This is a genomic window from Micromonospora salmantinae, assembly GCF_022230905.1.
Lineage (GTDB): Bacteria > Actinomycetota > Actinomycetes > Mycobacteriales > Micromonosporaceae > Micromonospora > Micromonospora salmantinae.
In genome coordinates this window covers 21,613-42,071 of sequence record NZ_JAKKFG010000029.1, presented here as the reverse complement: position 1 = coordinate 42,071, position 20,459 = coordinate 21,613, and the positions used below count along the sequence as shown (strand labels likewise).

Genomic DNA, 20,459 nt, shown 5'->3' with positions numbered 1-20,459 from the left:
TGGTACTCCTCGCGTCGACTTTGCGACTAAAGGTTGCAGGTGGCCGACATACGTCGTTCGGCAGATCCCCCGTCGGCCCACTAATGCCAATCTCCGGAGGTGATCAGGCAACAGCGGGGAGAAAGGCCGGTGCGACACCCATGACCACCAGCATCATCGTCGACACACAACGGACCGTCACCCCGCTCTGGCCGGTACCTCAGGAGAGGCGCGTCGTCACCGTCCTCTTCGCGGACATCGTCGGCTCCACGGCCCTGGTGGACCGGCTCGACCCCGAGGACGTCCGAGCGTTGCAACGGGCCTACTTCGACACCGTGGCAGGTGTGCTGCACCGCTGGCACGGGGTGGTGGAGAAGTACATCGGCGACGCCGTGATGGCGCTCTTCGGCGCTCGGCACTCCGACGGCTTCGACGCGTACCGGGCGGTGCGCGCCGGGCTCGAGATCCAGGCCGCGCTGGACCGACGGCCCATGGTCGACGGCATCAGGCTGCGTGTCCGGGTCGGTGTCGCCACCGGCGAGGTCGTGGCCGACCTGGGCGACGTCGTCACCGGTGGGCACGGCGTGGCCAGCGGCGCGGTGATCACCACAGCGGCCCGCCTGCAGGAGTACGCCGCGCCCGGTGCCGTCGCGCTCTGCGCGGCCACCGCGCGCGCCACCGCCGGCCTGATCACCCAGCGTCAGCTCACGCCGGTGCCGGTCGCCGGTCGGGTGCCGCCGGTGCCGGTCTGGCACGCCGTCGGTCCGGTACGCCCCGGCGCCGACCGGCACGACGGCCCGTTGATCGGTCGACGCCGCGAACTGGCCACCATCCACGACCAGTTGGGCGCGGCCATCCGAGACCGGACGCCACGCTGGATCTCACTGGTCGGCCCCACCGGCAGTGGCCGCAGCCGGCTGCTGCACGAGCTGACCCGTGGGCTGACCACGGTGGACGGATTGACGGTCCGCTGGTGCGTGGCGCACTGTCAGCCGTACCCCGATCAGGTGTTGGCGCCGGTCGCGCACCTGCTCCGCAGCCTCGCCGGGATCCGGCACAGCGACGGCCCGGCGGCGGTCCACGACCGGCTCGTCGCCGCCCTGACGCCGCTGTTCCCGCCGACCCGGGTGGCCACCGCCGTTCCGGCGCTCCAGCGGATGCTGACCACCCCGGACGGCTCGGCCGCCGCCCTCGCCGGCGCGGCGATCTGCCGCGAGGTCCTACTGCGGCTGGCCGCCCACCGGCCACTGATCGTGGCAGTCGACGACCTGGACCGGGCCGCGCCCCCGGTGAGCCGCTTCCTGCACGCGCTGTTCGGCGCGGCGACGGAGCGCGGGCTGCCGCTGGCCCTGCTCACAGTGCACCAGCCGCAGTGGGCCGACACCCGGCCCGGCCCGGCACGCCAGATGACGATCGGACCACTGGCCACTGTGCAGTCCGGACGGCTGCTGCGCCACCTGCTCACCCGGGCCGGGCAGCCGGTGGCCCTGGTCGACCGGCTGCTGCCGCTGGTGGGAGGCCGCCCCGGGCACGCGGCGGCGTACGTCACGTCGCTGGTGGACGGTGCCGATCCGGCGGCCCTCCCGCTGCCCGAGGCGGTACGTCGAGCCGTCGGCGCGGAGCTGGACCAGCTCGACGGTGAGCGGCGGGCGGTGCTGATGGCCGCCGGCACCCTCGGTGGTCTGATCTCCGGGGCGGCCGTGGACCGGGCACTCGGCTGGACGCCCGGTCGGTCCGCATCCGCGCTCCGCAAGCTGGTCGCCGCCGGGCTGCTCCTCCCCCACCACGTCGACGGGTACGCGTTCGCCGCTCCCGCGCTGCGCCAGGTCGCCGTCGAACGGTTGCCCCGCGCCCTGCGGGTCGTCTTCCAACGCCGGGCCGTCGACGTGCCGAGCGGCGACGCCGGGCACCTGGATGCCACCCCGCCCGACCCGCGCGCTCGTGGCGTCAACGGCTCGGCGGCGAGGAGTGCGGAGATCGTGCGCCTCGACACCGTCGGCGCTCGGACCGGCCGCCTCGACGCCGTCTTCGCGGCGCTGGCCCCGGCAGGGCCGGGCGGTGGCACCGGCCCGACCGCGCTGAGGCGAGGCAGTCCCACCCCGACGATGGCCACCCGTCCCGCCGCGTCGGGTTCCGACGCCAACCGTACGGCGGGCTCACGCCGGCTCCGAGCCGTCGCCTCGGCGGGCGACGTACCGCCGACGCCTGCCACGGCGGCGTCCCGACCTCGGCGCAGTGCGGGCGGTGACCCGTTCCGGGACATCGGACGCCCCGCAGCGCCGATCCGCCCCACGCCGGCGGGTTCGGCTGGGCACCGGACACTCGCCGACGCCGGCACTGCGCCGGGCGTGGTGCGGGCAATACCCCGCCCACCGTTGATCCGCCCACTGGACGGCCTGCCCGCCACCGCCTGACCATGGGGCATCGGGGCGGTTCAGGGCAGGTCAGGACGGTCGCCCTCCGAACTGCCAGTTGTGCACCTCGATGTCGGCGTACCGGTCCACGGTCAATATGGCGCGCGCCGCGTCCGGGTTCGGCGCCCGCAGCAGCGCGGCGGTGCCGAGCCAGGTGACGCCGTCGTCGGCCAGCAGGGGCCCGTACGCGACCAGCTCGTGCGGGTCGGGCGGCACGGCCAGGTCGGCGGCCTGCCCGGCGCCGAGGCCGAGCACCAGATAACGGGTGCCGCCGGTCCGACCGCCAGGGAAGTCCCACATGGTGCGGCCCAGCGTGTTGCGCCACCGGCGCAGCAGCACGTCCCGGTACACGCCGGCCTGGTAGTTCGGTTCCTCGAACGCGAACGCCCGCGCGGCAGCCGGGTCGGGCACGTCGACGATGTGCACGCTGCCGGTGGGCGTGTCGCCGACGAAGGTCGGGCCACGGGCGATCATTCCCGCCGCGTACCGATCCATGTACGACCAGTGCTCGGGCAACAGGTCGTCGCGCAAGGCCGCCGAGCCGGGCCGGTCACTGTGGTAACAGAGAAACTCCACGCCGCATTCTCGCCGGGTGCCCCTCGTCGGCGGCGGGCCGGGTGCCGCAGTGGCCGCTACGGTACGGACGCCGAGGCCAGCAGCGCGCGCCTGCCGTGAGCTGGGTGCCCGGTGTCCCGTGGCAGCGGTCGAGCCGCTCACCAGCGCGACTAGGATTGGTCCGTCATGCTGCTACGGGTGCTCGGGCCGCTTGAGGTCGAGGTCGACACAGGCGGGCCGGTCGACCTCGGCGGCCCCCGCCAACGCGCTGTGCTCGCGCTGCTGCTCGCGGCCCGCGGCCAGGTCGTCTCCGTCGGGCAGATGATCGAGGATCTGTGGCGGGGTGACCCGCCGCCCCGGGCGATCGCCTCCCTCCAGGCGTACGTCTCGCATCTGCGTCGCCTTCTGGAGCCGGCCCGCGAGCGCCGGGCGCCGGCCCGGGTCCTGGTCACCGCGCCACCGGGCTACGCGCTGCGGCTGCCCGTCGACGCCGTCGACGCCGGTCGGTTCGAGACGCTGCTCGCCGAGGCGCGTGCGGTCGGCCCCGCCGACCCGGACCGGGCACGTCGGTTGCTCAGCGTCGGGCTCGAGCTGTGGCGCGGTCGGGCGTACGCCGAATTCGCCGGTGAGCCGTGGGCGCAGCCGGAGGTGCTGCGGCTGGAGGAACTGCGGCTCGGCGCCCGGGAGCTGCTGCTCGACGTGACGATGCGCTGCGGCGACGCGGCCGAGGCGGTGCCGGAGGCGGAGCTGTTGACCCGGCAGGCGCCGCTGCGGGAGGAGAGCTGGCGGCTGCTGGCGCTGGCGTTGTGGCGTACCGGTCGGCAGGGCGACGCGCTCGCCGCGCTGCGCCGGGCCCGGACGACCCTGGCGGACCAGCTCGGACTGGACCCGGGCCCGGCGCTGGTCGAGGTGGAGTCCGCCATCCTGGGCCAACGACTCGACCTGCTGCCACCGGCGGCAGCGACAGCGCTACGCGTCCAGCGGCAGGGGCCGGAGGAGGTCTTCGTCGGCCGGGAGGCAGAGCTGGAGGCGCTTCGGCAGGCAGCCGCCGAGGCGATGGCGAGCGGGCCGCGAGTCGCTCTGCTCAGCGGTGAGGCCGGGGCCGGCAAGACGAGCCTGCTCACCCGGTTTCGGGACGAGCTCACCGCTAACGGCTGGCTGGTCGCTGTCGGCCGCTGCCCCGAGATCGAGGGCACCCCGCCGGCCTGGGCCTGGGTCGAGGCGCTGCGGCAACTCGCCGAGCAGGCGCCCCCGGGCGATCTCACACCGGCGCTCGCCCCGCTGCTCGGTGGGGGCGACGGCGAGGCCGGCGGCGACGTCACGGCCGGCCGGTTCCGGCTGCACCGCGCCGTCGGCGCCTGGTTGGACGCCGCCGCGGCCCGCAGACCGGTCACCATGATCCTCGACGACCTGCACGCCGCCGACGCGGAGACATTGCTGCTGTTGCAGAGCGTCACCGAGATGACCACCGGCACCGTCCTGTTCGTCGCGGCGCTGCGTCCCGCCGACAACACCGAGCGGCTCGCCGACACGATGGCCGTCCTGGCCCGCCGGTCACCGCAGCGGATCCCGTTGGGCGGTCTGAGCACGTCCGAGGTCGAACGGCTGCTCGGCGCGCTGGCCCGGACCACGGTCGACCCGGACACGGTCACCGCGTTGGCCGAGCGGACCGGCGGCAACCCGTTCTACGTCCGGGAGTCGGCGCGACTGCTCGCCGCCGAGGGCACGCTCGTGGCCACCTCCGACGTGCCCGAGGGCGTACGCGACGTGCTGCGCCGACGACTCTCCCGCCTCCCGTCGACGGCCGTCTCGGTGCTGCGTCTCGCCTCGGCCGTGGGTCGGGAGGCCGAGGTACGAACGCTCGTCGACGCTGCCGGCACCGACGAGGGAAGCGTCCTGCGGGCGCTGGAAACCGGGTTGGCCGCCGGGTTGCTCACCGAACCGGCGCCCGGGCGGGTGCGGTTCGTGCACGGCCTGGTCTGCGACACCATCTACACCGACCTGCCGCAGCTGCGCCGCACCCGACTGCACGCGCGGATCGCCGCCGCCACCCGTCGGCTGCGGCCCGACGACTACCCCGCCCTGGCCCACCAGTACGCCCGGGCCGCGTCGGCCGACACCGCACCGCTCGCCGTCGACTACGCCATCCGGGCCGCCGAGTTGGCCGAGCGGCGGTACGCGTACGACGCCGCGATCGAGCTGCTCAGCAACGCTGTCGAGGCCGCCGCCACTGTCGCCGGCGACCGCGACGCGCTCCAGGTCGACCTGCTCGGGCGGCTGCTGCGCGCCCAGGCGCGGGCCGGCGCGGTGGCCGCCGCCCGGCAGACCCGCGCTCGGGCGATCGACGTCGCCGCGGCGTCCGGCCGCGACGACCTGCTGGTCGCGGCGTTCACCGCGTGGACCGTGCCCACCCCGTGGCTGACCCACGAGTACGGCGTGGTGGACCACCGGGTCGTCGAGCTGCTCGGGCGGCTGCTGCGCGCCGACGACCTGGACCCGGTCGCCCGCTGCCGGCTGCTGGAGGCGCTGGCCACGGAGTTGGACGGCGAGTCCGATCCACGAGGCGTGGCGGCCGGACGGGAGGCGCTGGCCCTCTCGCAGCGGTTCGACGACCCCGAGCTGCGCGCCCTCGGGCTGGCCGCGCGGCTGCGCACCATGAGCTACGAGCGGGAGGCGCCGGACCGTCGGACCTTCGCCAGTGAGCTGCGTGACCTCGCCGACGAGCACGGGCTGGTGACCTACCGTTCGGTCGCCGAGCAGGCGCTCGGCCACTGCGCTGCCGCGCTCAACGAACCGGACGAACTGCGCCTCAGCGTCGCCCGGCAGGGGTGGCTCGCCGAGACGTACCAGCTGAACGAGGCGCAGACGATCAACCTGTGCTCGCTGGGCGCTCTCGCGCACATCGCCGGCGACTTCGCCGCGGCGCGGCGGCACTACGACCAGGTCGCCGTGCAGATGCGGCGGCAGGGTTCGCTGCACGCCGAGGCCTTCCACTACTTCTCCACCGGCACCCTGCTGATCAGCCAGGGGCGGTTCGCTGAGCACCTGGAGGCGACCCGGCGGATCCGGGGGTCGTTGGGCCCGATCGTGGACGACCTGCTGGCGCTGGCGCTGATCGGAAGCGGGCGCCTGGACGAGGCGCGCGCCATGCCGATCGGGCGGCACACCTACCGCCCGGACTATTTCGAGTCGGCGCTGCTCAGCGTGCGCGGGATGGTCGTCGTGGCGCTGGGTCGACGGGACCTTGCCCAGCCCGTGATCGACGCGCTGCTCCCGGTACGCGACCAACTGGCCGGTTTCTCCACCACAGCGGCCGTGGTGCGGCCGGTCGCGCTGACCCTCGGTGAGCTGTTCCGGCTGGTGGGCCGCACCGAGGAGGCGACCCGGCACTTCACCCTCGCCGCGCGGGTCGCCCGTCGGTGGGAGTCGCCGCACTGGCTGGCCGAGGCGACGGCGGCGATGGCCCGCTGACCGTCACTGTTGGCGGATTCCAAGCCGGTTCCAAGTGGCACCGAGCATGATCAACAGATCTGTGCCAGTTGATCCCTCGGAAAGGTCACCGTGAACCAGAACCAGCGCGAAGCCATGGCCGACGTACGCGACATGTACATGGCGCACTCGGCGCTCCGTCGCGAGTTCAGCCTGCTGCCGCAGCTCGTCCGCGACGTCACCCCGGGCGACGCCACGCGCGCGGAGGTCGTCGGCGCCCACGCCGAGATGCTCTGCCACATCCTGCACCTGCACCACGAGGGCGAGGACCTGCTGCTCTGGCCCCGGCTGCTGGAGCGCGGCGGCGCGGAGGCCGCGGCGATCGTCCCCACCATGGAGGCGCAGCACCACGCCATCGAGGACGCCCACGCGGCGGTGGTCGGCCTCCTCCCCCAGTGGCGCCGCACCGCACGCGGCGGTGAGCAGCTCGCGGACGCCCTGGAGCAGCTACGCGCCGCGCTGATCGAGCACATGGCCCTGGAGGAGAGCGAGATCCTGCCGCTGGCGCAACGGCACGTCACCGCCCGGGAGTGGATGCAGCTCGGCGAGCACGGCATGAGCAAGTCCCCGAAGAAGCAGCTCCCGCTGGCCTTCGGCCTTGCCATGTACGAGGGCGATCCGGAGGTGGTCAAGGCGGTGCTGGCGCACGCTCCGCTGCCGGCCCGGCTACTCATGCCGATCATCGCGCCCCGGCTGTTCGCCAGCCACGCCAAGCGGGTGCACGGCACCGCCACGCCCCCGCGCATCGGCGCCAGCGTCCGCTGAGCGAGGTCAGCGGCTCGGTCGGCGGCTCGCCGAAACTCCGCCGTACCCTGAACATGATCGATCCGGCGACCCAGCCGGCCGGGGATCCCGGCCGGCTGGGTCGCCGGGATTACTGGCCCACTTGGCTGCGTCCGGATACCGACGCCGGGGGTGCCAACCGCGCCACGGGCGGGAGCGGCGAGACATCCGGAGAGGCTTGGAACGCCGAGATGGCGAGCGCGGCGAAGCGCCGGGAGGCGCTGACCTGAGTGGTCGGCGAGGTCGCGTGGATACCGCTGTTGGCCATGAGCACGAGGATGACGTCGTCCAGGACGAAGTCGGGGCGGAGGCGACCCGCATCCTTGGCGCGCCGGGCCAGTTCGTCGATCGCTCTCAGCGCGTATTCACGGCGCGCCTCGAAATCAACTGCTTTGGGAAAGGTCGAAATTAGAGCTGCGGTAAAGCCTCGGTCGCGTGCGTGCAGTTCACACATTTTCTCGATCACGAGACAGAAGCCGTGCCATGGATCCGAATCGGCAAGGCCCTCGTCGACAACGCCGCGACAGGCGTACATCTGTTCTGTGAATGCCTCGGTGACCAGCATCTCCTTGGTCGGAAATCGGCGGTAAAGGGTGGCGGGTGCAACCCCGGCGCGCCGGGCAACCTCCCGCATCGGCACGTCCAGGCCGTCAACGGCGAAGACAGCGCGGGCGGCCTCGAGGATGCGCTCGCGGTTGTCCAGGGCGTCGGAGCGGAGGGCGTGAGGCAAACGATCGGTCACGACTCTCACTTTAGCGAGGCGGACAGCGGCCTGCGTTAGCGTCCGTGCGTATGAGGGCTTTGCAATTTTCGAAGTACGGTCCCGCGAGTGTCCTTGAGGTCTCGGAGGCACCGGAACCGCACGCCGGACCCGGCCAGATTCGGGTGGCGGTTCGGGCCTCGGGTGTCAATCCTGCCGATACGTACGTTCGCGCCGGCCGATTCCAGGAGTGGATGCCGCTCCGTCTGCCGCACGTGCCCGGTGTCGACGCTGCCGGCGTGGTGGATGAGGTCGGTGACGGGGTGACCACGGCTCGGGTAGGAGATGAGGTTTTCGGGATCACGGACTACGCCCAGATGGGCGGAGCGAACGCCGAGTACGCCGTCCTGGCCGCGTGGGCACGGAAGCCGGCCGCCCTGACCTGGGTGCAGGCCGGCGGCGCGGCGGGCAACATCGAGACGGCCACCCGGGTGCTAGACCGGTTGGGCGTCAAGAACGGCACTACGCTGTTGATCGAGGGCGCGGCCGGCGGGGTCGGTACGACCGCGATCCAGCTCGCTGTCGCTCGCGGTGCGGCCGTCATCGGCACGGCCAGCGACCGCAACCATGAGTTCGTCGCCGCGCTCGGGGCGATCCCGACCACCTACGGCCCCAGGCTGGCCGAGCGGGTCCACACTCTGTTGCCCGGAGGGGTGGATGTCGTACTCGACTGTGCCGGCTCTGGTTCTCTACCAGACCTGGTCGGGCTGGTCGCGAGCCCGGACAGGGTGGTGAGCATCGCCGACATCAACGCCGCGGCATACGGGGTGCACCTGTCGCGCGGCTCTGGCCCCGGCGCGGACACACCGGCTCTGGACGGAATCGCCGCCGTCGGCGAACTCGCCGAGCGGAGTCGTTTCACAGTGCCGGTCGCGGCCGTGTTCTCTCTGGATGAGGCGGCCGCCGCCCACGAGCTGAGCGAGTCCCGCCATGCGCGAGGCAAAATCGTGCTGAAGCCGTAGGGTGCCCCACCCAGCCTCTGTCCACCTGACCCGGGCACACACGGCCGACCATCCGGTGTAGTGGGCGAGCACCACGCGGGCGCGGGCCGCGGGACGGGTGTTCAGCGGGCGGCCAGGAAGGCCAGCACGCGTGGCCAGGCTGCCGCGGTGGCGTCCGGGGAGTATTCGGTGGCGTCCGGGTCGGTGAACAGGTGGCCCACGCCGGGATAGTGGAAGACCGTCAGGTCGGCCCCGGCGTCGGTCAGGGCCTGCTGCCACTCGTCGACCTCGTCCGGCGCGTCGTACGGATCGGGGTCGGCGAGGTGCAGCTGCACCGGCAACCCGGGTCGGACCGCGTCCGGGGCGCCGCCGGTGCCGTGCAGCAGGAGCACCCCGGCGGCGTCGGGGCGTTCGGCCAGCAGCGCCCCGGCCACCCCGGCACCCATCGAGAAGCCGGCGAGCACCGTGGCCGGTGGCAGGTCACGCAGCGCGTCGCGGGCTCGGTCCAGCACCACCTCCTGGCCGATCTTCTCGAGTAGCGCGAAGCCCTCCTCGACGGTGTCGGTGGCCGGGACGCCGTACAGGTCTGGGGTGCTGACCTGGTGCCCGGCGGCGCGTAACCGGTCGGCGGCGGCGCGCACGGCGGGCCGCAGCCCGTACACGGAGTGGAACAGCACGACGTGTCGCATCCGGTCATCCTGCCGCAGTCGAGCGGCCGTCCGGTGTGGCCACGCGGAGTGGGAGCATGATCGTGGTCGAGTCATCGGGTGTCCACTCGGGGCTGTGTTGGCGAACGGTGCGCCGGGATGGCGACATCGATGGCCGGCTGAGCTGCTCTACCGGGACGGGACGCTCGGGAGCACGTCGTCGTCGCGTCCGGTCTGGGGTAGCCCAGCCGCAGCGGCGATGGCGTTGACGGCCTCGTTCAGTCCGGTGGTCTCGGGGAGGACGAGTTCGTCGGGCCAGCCCAGGACGTCATGGGCGGCGTACCAGCCGCTCATGTGCTCGGCGGTGAACTCACCGGCCTGCGGGCGGGTGAGGTGTCGGCGCAGGGTCTCGGCCAGGGACACGTCGAGATAGCAGAACAGTGACCGGCCGCGGTGGTCGTCCCGCAGGGAGGTCAGCACGCTGCGGTAGCGGCTGCTGTGCATGATGCCCTCCAGCACGACGTGATAGCCGTGGTCAAGCGCAAGCCGGACGGTCTGCCCGATCAACGCCGGCGCCGCGCCGCCGGGCTTGTCCCGCTCGCGCAGCAGGATGCGGCGCAGGTAGTCCTGCTCGACCAGGGCGCAGCCCCGGCCGTGTCGGCGTCGTAGCTCGCGGGCGATGCTGCTCTTGCCGGAGCCGGAGTTGCCCCGGACGCAGACGAGGATCGTGTCCGGGCTGCCAGTGGGTTCAGCGAGCACGATGCCTCCTCGGCTTCAGTCGTTGCGCACGGTGAGATTGAGAGCGGCGACGGTCAGTTGGGTGAGGTCAGGAAGTTGGTCCTCGCCGAGGGTGACGCCGCGCAGGTTGTCCAGCGGCGTCTTGAGGCCCTTCAGCCGGCTGCCGCGCAGGTCGGTGCCGTCGAGGTGGCAAGAGTCCAATTCCAGTCCGGTGAGGTCACATGACCGCAGGGCGATGCGAGGTAGTCGACACGAAGACCACGCGCCGTTGGTGAGAGTGCAGTCGGTGAACGCGACCGAGCCGGCGGCGGTGACGCGTTGGAAGGTGGCGTAGTCGAAGCGGCAGCCGTCGAACAGGACGTCCTTGAGGCGTACGTCGGTGAGTCTGGTGCCGGTGAACCGGGAGCCGGTAATCGCGCAGCGTTCGATGGTGATGCCGGTCAGGGTCGCGCCGGAGAAGTCGGTGCGGGTGATCTCACAGCCGTAGAGGCTGCCCGCTTCCCAAGTGCTCTCGCTCAGGTCCACGCCGGTGATCAGGCTGCTGCGGATGCGGGCGTCCTCAAGGTGCGCGCCGTGCCACGCTGTGCCCTCGACCACGGCCTCGGTGAGGCCGCCGTCAAGGTCCGCCGTGGTGTCGAGGTCGTCCGGTTCGAGGTCCGGCAGCAGGACCTTCACGTCGCCGATCGTGGTGGTGCGCATGTGTCCTCAACCTGTGTGGGCGCGGGGTAGGCACGCCACCCCGCGCGTCCCGTGGTGGGTCGGGTGTGGCGTGGCGTACCCGCGGGTGCTGTCCTCCCTTAGGAAGATCAGCGACGCCGCAGGCCGACCCGGTGCCAGACGTCGCAGGTCCGATCGACGCCCGGTTGCGTTATGCCACAACTTGTCCGCTTTGCCCTCGTTCAGTTGTTGACGGGTGCGCCATGCGAACAGGCCCGTCAGTCCACTGAACGGGGGAAATTGGTGAGGCCTGTCCTGCGAAGAATCACAAGCGCGTCCACGGCGATGCTGGTCGCCGGCCTGGCAACCCTGGGGTTGGGGACGCCGGCACGGGCGGCACCGGGGGACGCGAACGCACGCGGTGCCGTTATCGACCTGTCCGCGGAGGTGGCCGGTATAGCCGTGATCACCGCCGATGCTGTCATCGGTACGGCCACCGCGCCGGCCGCCGGCGGTACCGACACCGAAACCCTGCTGGCCATCTCGGTACCCGGGGCGCTCGGAGTGACCGCCAGCGGCACCGTCGAGGAGGTCACCGCCACCAGGGCGGCGGGTGTGTCGTCGGCGTCGTCCAGCGTCAACGGCCTCAACCTGGCCGTGCTCGGTATCGACGTGCTGGACGCTACCGAGGTCACCGCCTCCGCGACCTGCCCGCAGACAGGCGCGACCAGTGCGGGCACCACGCTCGCCGGGCTAGAGCTGTTCGGCTCGGCGGTCACGCTGACGGCGAACACCCCCGCCGTCGTGGGCAGCGCGGCCGTCGTGGTGCCGGGGCTGGCGGGTGCCAGCCTGAACGCCTCGTTGACCCGCGTCGAGACGACCACCGCCACCGGCGCCACCGCCATCGCAGTGCGGGCCACGCTCACCCTGTCGGGCACCGTCCTCGGCGTCCCGACGACCATCCCGGTCGGGACCGTGATCGTGGCCGAGGCCACCTGTGAGCGCCCACCGGCGGCGCCCGCCGCCGCGACGATCACCCCGGACGAGGGCCCGCAGTCGGGCGGTCAGACGGTGACGATCACCGGTACGGGCTTCATTGCGGGCGGCACCACGGTCACCTTCGACGGCGTACCGGCGACCGGTGTCACGGTGGCGCCGGGCGGTGCCTCGCTGACGGCGGTCACTCCGCCTGGTGCGGTCGGTCCCGCGTCGGTCGTGGTCAGTACGGTGAACGGCACGTCGCCGCCGCTGGGCTACACGTACCTGGCCGACGGCAGCGCGGCCGTCATCACCGGTCTTACGCCGACATCCGGGCCGACCGCCGGCGGCACGACGGTAACGGTCACCGGCACCGGTTTCACCGGTGTGGCGGGAGTGGACTTCGACGGGCTACCCGGCACGGGGTTCACGGTCAACCCGGCCGGCACCACGATCACCGTGGTGACCTCGCCGAACCCGGAGGGACCGGCCCTGGTCGAGTTGGTCTTTCCGGCCGGTCGGGTGACCGCGCCGACGTTCACCTACATCGCGCCGACGATCACGTCAATCGTGCCGAACACCGGCCCGACAACCGGCGGTACGACGGTAACGATCACCGGGACCGGGTTCACCGGCGCGACCGGAGTCACCTTCGACGACACGCCGGGCACCAACCTCGTCGTGGACCCGAGCGGCACCTCGCTGACCGTGGTCACACCACCCGGGCAGGTCGGTCCGGTGGACGTGACCGTGCTCATCCCAGGCGCGAACGCGACCGCACCGAACGGGTTCACGTACGTGGCGGCACCGCCCACCGCTGCGTCGATCACGCCGAACACCGGCCCGCAATCAGGCGGCCAGACGGTGACGATCACCGGCACCGGCCTCGTCCCCGGTGACACGACCGTCACCTTCGACGGTGCGCCAGCCACCAACGTCACGGTCAACCCGGGCGGCACGTCGCTGACGGCGGTCACGCCGCCCGGCGCGGTCGGGCCGGCGGCCGTGGTGGTGACCACCGGCGGCGGATCGGCGACTCCGCTTGACTACACCTACGTCGCCGACGGCAGCGCCGCCAACGCGACCGGACTGACCCCGACAACCGGGCCGACCTCAGGTGGCACCACCGTCACCATCACCGGAACCGGCTTCACCGGGGCGACCGGAGTGACCTTCGACGGGGTGCCCGGCACCGGTTTCACCGTCAACCCGGCCGGCACCACGATCACCGTCGTGACCCCGCCGAACACCGCCGGACCTGCGGACGTGCGACTGGTGTTCCCTGCGGGCACCGCCGTCGCGCCACCGTTCACGTACGTCGCGCCGACGATCACCTCGATCGTGCCGAACACCGGCCCGATCACCGGTGGTACCACCGTGACGATCACCGGGACCGGCCTCACCGGCGCCACCGGCGTGAACTTCGACAACACTCCGGGGACCAACCTCGTCGTGAACCCGAACGGCACCTCGCTGACCGTCGTCACCCCACCCGGCCTGCCCGGCCCGGTGGACGTGACCGTGCAGCTGCCCGGTGACGACGTCACCGAACCAGGCGGGTTCACCTACGAAATCGCCCCACCGCGCATCGACACCGTGAACCCGAGTCAGGGGCCAACCGGCGGCGGCACGACCGTGACGGTCGGTGGTTCCGGGTTCATGCCGGGCGCGACAGTGGTCACCATCTGCGGAAAGACCATCCCGGCCAGCCAGGTCACGGTGGCAGCGGACGGTCGCACGTTGACCTTCCGCACCCCGCCCTGCCCGGCTGGAAACACCACGGTCATCGTGAGCACCGACGGTGGATCCTCCAACGGGCTCACCTTCCGCTACGTTTCGCGGATTCTGCCGGTGACCGGTGACACCATCGCCGCACCGCTGACCATCGGGGCGATGCTGGCGCTCCTCGGCGTCGTCCTCGTGCTGCTGACCCGCGGCCGGCAGCGCGCCGGCCGAATCGACTGACCGGTAGTCCCGGCCAGGGCCCAGACTGGGCCCTGGCCGGGACGCACGCGGACGACTTTCCCGAGGTCCCTGACCGTTGTCGGGTGCGGCGGCCAGAGCCCTCCAGTTCCGCACAAGGATGCCGGTTCGTTTGACAAGCCCGACCAACCGGCCCGGCTCATCCTTGATGACCTGCAACGTGTCCACGCCAAAGTGATCGACGATCCGCTCGGCGAACACCGGCCCGATCCCCTTGACTGGAGTCGACAACCCGCGGATTAAGAGTCAGACCAGTGCCGCCAGCCGCGCGACCAGGTCGGTCGGTGGCGGCATCGCCGCGATCTCGCGGCTGACCTGCGCGGCGGCGGTCCGCAGACGCTCGTCGGTGAGCAGCCGGGTCAGCGCCTGCGCGGTGATGTCCCGGGAGCGCAGCGCCAGGCCGGCGCCCCGGCGGGCCACCAGCTCGGCGTTGTGCCGCCGGTCCCCCGGACCCGTGGTGGCCAGCTGGGGCCGACCTGCGGCGAGTGCGCCGAAGGCGCTGCCCGCACCACCGTGGTGCACCAGCGCCGCGCTCGCCGGCAACGCCTCGTCGAGCGGAATCCAGCCGACCACCCGCACGTTGCCGGGCACCGAGCGGGCCGACCGCTCGTCGGGGCGGACCAGCACGATCTCGGCGTCCACCTGGGCGGCGGCGGCCACCACGGCGGGCATCGGCCCCCGGTCGCCGGGGCCGGTGAGGGTGCTGCGGGTGACCAGGATGCGGGGGCGCTCACCCGGCTCGCGCAGCCAGGCCGGCAACTCCCCGCCGCCGACATAGGACGTGTAGCGCATCGGCCAGCCGCCCTGCGTGGCGACGCTGAGTGGGGCCACGGCGAGGGCGGCGGCCGGCGCGGGCAGCTCGGTGAGGCCGTGGCGGCGCAACGCGGCGCCGAGTCGGGCGACGGTGGCGCGGACCAGGTCCCGGCCGTCGAAGAGGGCGTTCTCCTGGCGTACGGCCGGCACGTCGAGCCGTGCGGCGGCCACCGCACCGGCGACCGCGAACGGCTCGTACAGCACCAGATCCGGCCGCCACCGGGTGGCGAGCGCCACCACCGGGTCGGTGAGCTGGTCGTTGAGCGCGCCGAACAACAGGCCGGCGCCCCGGGTGCCGGCGGTGCCGGCCATTTCCGCCCGCGCGATCAGCGGATGGCGGGGGAAGACCCGCAGCGCGATACGCCCGAAGTCGAAGCCCGGTGCGATGTCGTGCACCGGCAGACCCGCCTCGGCGGCGGCCAGAGCTCCGCCGCCAGTGGCCACCAGCACGTCGTGGCCGGCGTCGCGCAACGCGACCGCGAGCGGCACCAGTGGGAAGACGTGCCCGACGAGCGGGGCGGAGACCACCAGCACGCGCATGGGCAGGATCCTATGTCGACCACTGCCATGCCCGAGGGCCCGGAACGTCGGGCAGCGGTCAGACAGACGGTCGCTGGTCGACGATGCGGCGCATCTTGCCCATCGACCGTTCTACGGTGTCGGGGGCCAGAACGTCGACCGCCACGCTCACGCCGATGGTGTTCTTCACCAACTGGACCAGCGTGTCGCTGGCCCGCTCGGCGGCGTCCACGTCGACGTCGGCCCGCCGCTCCACCCGCACCGTGAGGGTGTCCAGTCGGCCGTGCCGATCGAGGACGCACTGGAAGTGCGGCGAGAGCTGCGGGGTACGCAGGATCATTTCCTCGATCTGGGTGGGGAAGATGTTCACCCCACGCAGGATCATCATGTCGTCGGTGCGGCCGGTGATCTTCTCGATCCGGCGCATCGGGCGGGCGGTGCCGGGCAGCAGCCGGGTCAGGTCGCGGGTCCGGTAGCGCACGACCGGCATCGCCTCCTTGGTCAGGGAGGTCAACACCAGCTCACCCCGCTCGCCGTCGGGCAGCACCGCCCCGGTGACCGGGTCGATGATCTCCGGGTAGAAGTGGTCCTCCCAGAGGTGCAGCCCGTCCTTGGTCTCGACGCACTCGGTCGCCACGCCGGGACCCATCACCTCGGAGAGCCCGTAGATGTCGACGGCGTGGATGTCCAACTGCTGCTCGATCTCGCGGCGCATGTCCTCGGTCCACGGCTCGGCACCGAAGATGCCCACTTGCAGTGAGGTGGCCCGCGGGTCGATGCCCTGGCGGCGCATCTCGTCGACGATGGCCAGCAGGTAGCTGGGCGTGACCATGATGACCTCGGGCTCGAAGTCGCGGATCAGCATGACCTGACGTTCGGTCATGCCCCCGGAGACCGGGATGACGGTGCAGCCCAGTTCCTCGGCACCGTAGTGCGCGCCCAGGCCACCGGTGAAGAGCCCGTAGCCGTACGCGACGTGCACCCGGTCGCCGGGGCGGCCGCCGGAGGCGCGGATCGAGCGGGCCATCAGGCGCGCCCAGGTGCGCAGATCGTCGCGGGTGTAGCCGACCACTGTCGGCCGACCGGTGGTGCCGGAGGAGGCGTGCAGGCGGGCGACCCGCTCGCGGGGTACGGCGAACATGCCGAACGGGTAGTTCTCCCGCAGCTCCGCCTTGCCGGTGAACGGGAAGCGCGCCAGGTCGTCGAGATCCCGGCAGTCGTCGGGGTGCACCCCGGCCGCGTCGAACGCCTGCCGGTAGTGCGGCACGTTGTCGTACGCGTGCCGCAACGACCAGCGCAGTCGGTCGCGTTGCAGGGCGCGCAGCTCGTCGATGCCGGCGCGCTCGATCGGCTCCAGCTCCTCCGGACGAGGGGTGCGGTCCTGCATCGGCTGCCTCCTTGGCGCGGCGGTCCCGGTGGGGCTGCGGGTACCGTACGCCCGCTGTCGCCCGCGGCCGGCGGGCGGTCAGCGGGTGGCCGGCAGCCGGTGCAGGGCGTCGACCAGCGGCGCCAGCTCGGGGGTGGCCTCCGCCTGGGCGAGCGCGTCGGTGAGCACCCGGTCATGGGTAGGTCGGGTCTGGGCGAGCAGCTCGGAGCCGGCCGGGGTCAGCTCGGTGTAGATGCCGCGCCGGTCGTCGGCGCAGAGGATGCGGGTGAGCAGCCCTCGCTGTTCGAGGCGGGTGACCAGCCGGGTGGTGGCGCTGCCGGAGAGCGCGGCGGCGCGGGCGAGCTGGCTCATCCGCATGTGCCAGCCATCCTGGCGGGAGAGCGCGTCGAGCACCGTGTATTCGACGACGGAGAGGCCGTGGCCGGCCTGTAGGGCCCGCTCCAGGGATGTCTCGATCAGCCCGTGCAGGGCGGCGAGGGTGCGCCAACCCTGCGCGCGGATCTCGACCGCGTCGTCGGCGATGCCCATGCCGGCCTCCTGGGTGTGATCTGAACGGACCCCAGGTTACCACGCTTGCGCCGATATGAAGCGCGTGCAAGTATTTCGTTGCCGGCGCCTGTAGTTGCACACGCCGCATAACTGCCCTCTCCCGATGGGAAGACAATGCCCGTACGCCCACAGTCCCTGCCGCCCGGCCTGATCGCGCTGGCCATCGGCGCCTTCGGCATCGGGCTCACCGAATTCGTGATCATGGGGCTGCTGCCCGAGGTGGCCGCCGACTTCGCTGTCACCGAGCCGGTCGCCGGCTGGCTGATCTCCGGCTACGCGCTCAGCGTGGCCGTCGGCGGGGTCGCCCTCACCGCGGCGGTCACCCGACTGCCGCGCAAACCGGTACTGCTCGGCCTGATGGTGCTCTTCATCATCGGCAACCTGCTCTCCGCCGTCGCCGACGACTACGCCGTGATGATGGCCGGCCGGATCGTCGCCGCGCTCTGCCACGGCGCGTTCTTCGGCATCGGCGCCGTTGTCGCCGCCGGCCTGGTCGCACCGGCCCGACGGGCGGGCGCCATCGCCATGATGTTCGCCGGCCTGACCATCGCCAACGTGCTCGGCGTGCCGTTCGGCACCTTCCTCGGGCAACACTTCGGCTGGCGGTCGACGTTCTGGGCGATCACCGCCATCGGGGTGGTCGCCCTCATCGGCCTGGCCCTGCTCATCCCGGCGGGCGACACCGCCAACGCCGACCGCCCGGCCGGTGGGCTGCGCGGCGAGTTGCGCGCCTTCACCCACCCGCAGGTCTGGCTCTCCCTGGTGATCACCGTCCTCGGCTTCGGTGGGATGTTCGGCGCGTTCACCTACATCGCCTACACGCTGACCGAGGTGAGCGGCTTCGCCAGCAGCACCGTGCCGTGGCTGCTCGTCCTCTTCGGCGTGGGGCTCTTCGCGGGCAACCTGCTCGGCGGTCGGGCCGCGGACAGGTCACTGTCGCGCACCCTGGTCACCGTCCTGGCGGTGCTCACAGTGGTGCTCGTCGGCTTCGCGCTGACCGCCACGAATCCGGTGTTGACCATCATCGCGCTGGTGCTGATGGGTGGGTTCGGCTTCGCCACAGTGCCGCCGCTGCAGATGCGGATCATGCGGTACGCCCACCAGGCGCCGACCCTGGCGTCCGGGGCGAACATCGCCGCGTTCAACCTCGGCAACGCGTTGGGCGCGTGGATCGGCGGGGTGACCATCGCCGCCGGACTCGGCTACACCTCGCCGATCTGGGCCGGGGCCGCACTCACCCTCATCGGGCTGGGCGTGCTCCTCGGGGCGCTGCGGCTGGCCCGGCGCGACGAGCCGACCCGGCCCGACGCGAGCCTGGTGGACAGCACGGTCTGACCCCGCCGGGAGGAGGACGCCGGGCCGGGCGGGTCACCCGGCCCGGCGTCGCTCTGATCATCGCCCTGCCATCGTCTCGCAATTGCAAAAGATGTGCAACAAGGTCTGGACAACAGGCTCGTGCCGTAACTAGCCTGAACGCTATGAGTCCTTACATTGTGGATCCCTGGGCCTGGCAGGAGAGCTGGGACCGTCAGCAGGAGGCCTACCTCCCCGACCGGGAACACCGGTTCACCGCCATGCTCGACACCGTCGACGCGGTCCTCGACGGCCGGCCGCCGCGGGTGCTCGACCTGGCCGGCGGCACCGGCAGCATCTCGCTGCGGACCCTCGCTCGCTTCCCCGCCGCGGAGCCGACACTGGTCGACCTCGACCCGGCGCTGCTCGCCATCGCCGCCGCCTCGCTGGCCGACCGGGCCACCATCGTCACGGCCGACCTCGGCACCCCCGAGTGGCGCTCCGCGCTCCCCCACCAGGAGTTCGACGCCGTCCTCACCGCCACCGCCCTGCACTGGCTGCCGGCCGACCGGCTCGGGCAGCTCTACGCCGAACTGCGTGACGTGCTGCGACCGGGCGGCGTCTTCGTCAACGCCGACCACATGCCCGACGACACCCTGCCGGAGCTGACCAAGCGGCTGATGGACCGCGCCCGGGACCGGCGCAACGCCCGGTACGCCGCCGGCTCGACGCTGTCCTGGTCGGACTGGTGGGAGCGGGCCGGCGCCGACCCGACGCTCGCCCCGCTGGTCGCCCAGCGGCACGCCATCTACCCGACCGGGCACAGCCCCGAGTGGAACCCGCCGGCCTCCTGGCACCTGGCCGCGCTCACCGCGGCCGGCTTCAGCGAGGTCGGCACGGTCTGGCGAGGCGGCCCGGACGCCGTCGTCGCGGCGGTGCGCTGACGCCACCCTCGCCGGGAGGTGACTGACGCGCCCTCGTCGGGAGGTGACCGACGCCGTCGTCGCCGGCACTAGGCTGAGGAGCCGTGCCAGAGCCGTTCGAACCGCGTACCGACCCCGACGTCGACCTGCGCGTCCCCGCCGACCGCCGCGAACTGACCGCGCGTCCCGCGACGATCCTCGCCGCGATCGCGGCCGGTGGGGTGCTCGGCGCGCTGGCCCGGGCCGGCCTGCAACACGCCGTTCCGCACCCACCGACCGGCTTCCCGTGGGCGACGTTCACCATCAACACGTCCGGCTGCCTGCTGATCGGCGTGCTGATGGCGGTGCTCGGGCAGCTCGACGGTGGGCCCCCGCTGGTTCGCCCGTTCCTCGGGGTCGGGGTGCTCGGCGGGTTCACCACCTTCTCCACCTACGCGGTCGACGTCCAGCAGGCCATCGTCGTGGGCGCACCGGGCACCGCGCTGGCGTACCTCGCCGCGACGCTGCTCGGGGCGCTCGTCGCGGTCGCCCTGGGCGACGCCGGCACCGCCGGGCTGCTGCGGCGGGCGACCCGATGACCGTGCTGCTGATCGCCCTGGGCGCGGCCGTCGGCGCGCCGTTGCGTTACCTCACCGACCGGGCCGTGCAGTCCCGGCACGGCTCGACGTTCCCCTGGGGGACGTTGCTCGTCAACGTGGCCGGGTCGCTGCTGCTCGGCGTCCTGGTCGGGTGGCCGGCCGGCCCGGCGGTCAGCGCGTTGCTCGGCACCGGCTTCTGCGGTGCGCTGACCACCTACTCCACCTTCAGCTACGAGACGCTGCGACTGACCACTGGCGGCCATCGGCTCCTCGCGCTGACCAACGTGCTGGGCAGCGTGACCGCCGGGCTCGCCGCTGCCACCGCCGGCTACGCCCTGGCCCGCGCCCTGACCGGCTGACCGCGCGCCCGCCGCGCCCCACCCGTTTCCACCCGACACCAACGCCTGGACCAGGCGTCGGTCGGCAACACACCGAGGGTATATACGCGATGTATACCCTCGGTGTAGTCTGCT

General features: G+C 72.5%; 17 protein-coding genes. 9 read left to right on the top strand and 8 right to left on the bottom strand.

From position 1 onward, the window contains the following. Positions 1-140: 140 nt before the first annotated feature. Positions 141-2,393: an adenylate/guanylate cyclase domain-containing protein gene (locus PSH03_RS21620; protein WP_238690239.1), complete on the top strand. Its 2,253-nt coding sequence runs from the start codon at positions 141-143 to the stop codon at positions 2,391-2,393. Positions 2,394-2,423: 30 nt separating this feature from the next. Here the strand turns inward: PSH03_RS21620 and PSH03_RS21615 are convergent, their stop codons facing one another. Next, positions 2,424-2,969 (bottom strand): YciI family protein, encoded by a 546-nt coding sequence (locus tag PSH03_RS21615; RefSeq protein WP_210785760.1) that lies wholly within the window; start codon positions 2,967-2,969, stop codon positions 2,424-2,426. 165 nt (positions 2,970-3,134) lie between these two features. On the opposite strand from PSH03_RS21615, the gene PSH03_RS21610 reads away from it, so the two are divergent. Together PSH03_RS21610 and PSH03_RS21605 are read left to right on the top strand one after the other, a co-directional pair. Then, on the top strand, positions 3,135-6,419 hold the full coding sequence (locus tag PSH03_RS21610) for an ATP-binding protein (RefSeq protein ID WP_238690238.1): 3,285 nt from the start codon (positions 3,135-3,137) through the stop codon (positions 6,417-6,419). 90 nt (positions 6,420-6,509) lie between these two features. Then, positions 6,510-7,202 (top strand): hemerythrin domain-containing protein, encoded by a 693-nt coding sequence (locus tag PSH03_RS21605; protein WP_210787369.1) that lies wholly within the window; start codon positions 6,510-6,512, stop codon positions 7,200-7,202. 109 nt (positions 7,203-7,311) lie between these two features. Here PSH03_RS21605 and PSH03_RS21600 read toward each other — a convergent pair whose 3' ends face one another. After that, on the bottom strand, positions 7,312-7,962 hold the full coding sequence (locus tag PSH03_RS21600; RefSeq protein WP_238690237.1) for a TetR/AcrR family transcriptional regulator: 651 nt from the start codon (positions 7,960-7,962) through the stop codon (positions 7,312-7,314). A gap of 50 nt (positions 7,963-8,012) precedes the next feature. On the opposite strand from PSH03_RS21600, the gene PSH03_RS21595 reads away from it, so the two are divergent. After that, entirely contained in the window at positions 8,013-8,942 is a 930-nt protein-coding gene (locus tag PSH03_RS21595) for an NADP-dependent oxidoreductase (protein WP_238690236.1), read from the top strand. A 101-nt stretch (positions 8,943-9,043) separates the two neighbouring features. On the opposite strand, the gene PSH03_RS21590 is transcribed toward PSH03_RS21595, so the two are convergent. The 3 genes from PSH03_RS21590 to PSH03_RS21580 all read right to left on the bottom strand — a co-directional run bounded on the left by PSH03_RS21590 (position 9,044) and on the right by PSH03_RS21580 (position 11,005). Further along, positions 9,044-9,610 (bottom strand): dienelactone hydrolase family protein, encoded by a 567-nt coding sequence (locus tag PSH03_RS21590; protein WP_238690235.1) that lies wholly within the window; start codon positions 9,608-9,610, stop codon positions 9,044-9,046. A 147-nt stretch (positions 9,611-9,757) separates the two neighbouring features. Further along, the gene (locus tag PSH03_RS21585; RefSeq protein ID WP_210787365.1) at positions 9,758-10,327 is read right to left on the bottom strand and encodes a kinase; all 570 of its coding nucleotides are present in this window, start codon (positions 10,325-10,327) and stop codon (positions 9,758-9,760) included. 15 nt (positions 10,328-10,342) lie between these two features. Next, entirely contained in the window at positions 10,343-11,005 is a 663-nt protein-coding gene (locus PSH03_RS21580; RefSeq protein ID WP_238690234.1) for a pentapeptide repeat-containing protein, read from the bottom strand. 420 nt (positions 11,006-11,425) lie between these two features. On the opposite strand from PSH03_RS21580, the gene PSH03_RS21575 reads away from it, so the two are divergent. Next, positions 11,426-13,906 (top strand): IPT/TIG domain-containing protein, encoded by a 2,481-nt coding sequence (locus tag PSH03_RS21575; protein ID WP_238690233.1) that lies wholly within the window; start codon positions 11,426-11,428, stop codon positions 13,904-13,906. 264 nt (positions 13,907-14,170) lie between these two features. Here PSH03_RS21575 and PSH03_RS21570 read toward each other — a convergent pair whose 3' ends face one another. From PSH03_RS21570 to PSH03_RS21560, 3 genes are all read right to left on the bottom strand, one after another. Further along, positions 14,171-15,277, bottom strand: coding sequence for a nucleotide disphospho-sugar-binding domain-containing protein (locus PSH03_RS21570; RefSeq protein ID WP_238690232.1), 1,107 nt, complete (start codon positions 15,275-15,277; stop codon positions 14,171-14,173). A gap of 58 nt (positions 15,278-15,335) precedes the next feature. Then, positions 15,336-16,643 carry a phenylacetate--CoA ligase PaaK gene (gene paaK, locus PSH03_RS21565; RefSeq protein ID WP_238690231.1) on the bottom strand — a complete coding sequence of 436 codons (1,308 nt, stop codon included), beginning with the start codon at positions 16,641-16,643 and terminating at the stop codon, positions 15,336-15,338. Between the two features lie 78 nt (positions 16,644-16,721). Beyond that, positions 16,722-17,171: a MarR family winged helix-turn-helix transcriptional regulator gene (locus tag PSH03_RS21560; protein ID WP_238690230.1), complete on the bottom strand. Its 450-nt coding sequence runs from the start codon at positions 17,169-17,171 to the stop codon at positions 16,722-16,724. Positions 17,172-17,306: 135 nt separating this feature from the next. Between PSH03_RS21560 and PSH03_RS21555 the strand changes: the two genes are divergently transcribed. From PSH03_RS21555 to crcB, 4 genes are all read left to right on the top strand, one after another. After that, a complete protein-coding gene (locus PSH03_RS21555; RefSeq protein ID WP_238690229.1) occupies positions 17,307-18,527 on the top strand; it encodes an MFS transporter in 1,221 nt (406 codons plus the stop codon). A gap of 143 nt (positions 18,528-18,670) precedes the next feature. Then, positions 18,671-19,429, top strand: coding sequence for a class I SAM-dependent methyltransferase (locus PSH03_RS21550; RefSeq protein WP_238690228.1), 759 nt, complete (start codon positions 18,671-18,673; stop codon positions 19,427-19,429). 83 nt (positions 19,430-19,512) lie between these two features. Further along, positions 19,513-19,986 carry a fluoride efflux transporter FluC gene (locus tag PSH03_RS21545; protein ID WP_238690227.1) on the top strand — a complete coding sequence of 158 codons (474 nt, stop codon included), beginning with the start codon at positions 19,513-19,515 and terminating at the stop codon, positions 19,984-19,986. Beyond that, positions 19,983-20,345 carry a fluoride efflux transporter CrcB gene (crcB, locus tag PSH03_RS21540; protein ID WP_238690226.1) on the top strand — a complete coding sequence of 121 codons (363 nt, stop codon included), beginning with the start codon at positions 19,983-19,985 and terminating at the stop codon, positions 20,343-20,345. The genes PSH03_RS21545 and crcB overlap by 4 nt, the downstream gene beginning before the upstream one ends. Positions 20,346-20,459: the final 114 nt, after the last annotated feature.